We start from the raw sequence: 781 nt of genomic DNA on the forward strand, positions 1-781 counted from the left end.
TCAGAAGATGTATCTACAGCTAGGATTGCTGTCATTCTTACCTGCCAAACAAAAATTTAAAAACATATGATAAACGCCAAGCAATAAAAAAGGCAGCTCAAGGAGCTGCCTTTCTTTCAAAGATTATTCGCTTATGCGTCTAACCCAGCAACAATCTGATCACGGATCTTAGACATCTCACCAACGCCATCTACACGAACGTAATTTGGCGCAGCTGCTTCACCTGACTCAGCCCACGCAGAGTAGTACTCAACAAGTGGAGCTGTTTGTGAGTGATAAACATCTAGACGCTTACGTACAGTCTCCTCTTTGTCATCTTCACGCTGAACAAGCGCATCACCAGTAATGTCATCCTTACCTTCAGTTGCAGGCGGATTGAACTTAACGTGATAGACACGACCACTCGCCTCGTGAACGCGACGACCGCTCAAACGACTAACAATCTCTTCATCAGCTACATCAATTTCAACAACGGCATCGATATCAATACCCTGCTTTTTAAGCGCTTCTGCTTGAGGAATTGTGCGTGGGAAACCATCGAACAAGAAACCATTTGCACAATCGTCTTCTTTGATACGCTCTTCGATCAAAGCAATAATTGTCTCATCAGAAACTAGACCACCAGACGCCATGACTTCTTTCACTTTCAAGCCTAGTGGAGTGCCCGCTTTAACAGCTGCACGAAGCATATCGCCCGTTGAGATCTGAGGCACGTCATACTTCTCAGTAATGAATTGAGCTTGAGTTCCTTTACCGGCACCTGGTGCGCCGAGCAAAATAA

1 protein-coding gene is annotated in these 781 nt (G+C 45.1%); it reads right to left on the bottom strand.

Going from position 1 to position 781, the window contains the following annotated elements; translation table 11 throughout:
- Positions 1-131 precede the first annotated feature (131 nt).
- The gene (gene adk, locus A3739_RS02665; protein ID WP_231876982.1) at positions 132-779 is read right to left on the bottom strand and encodes an adenylate kinase; all 648 of its coding nucleotides are present in this window, start codon (positions 777-779) and stop codon (positions 132-134) included.
- Between the last annotated feature and the right edge of the window lie 2 nt (positions 780-781).

Source organism: Oleiphilus sp. HI0067 (genome assembly GCF_001635735.1).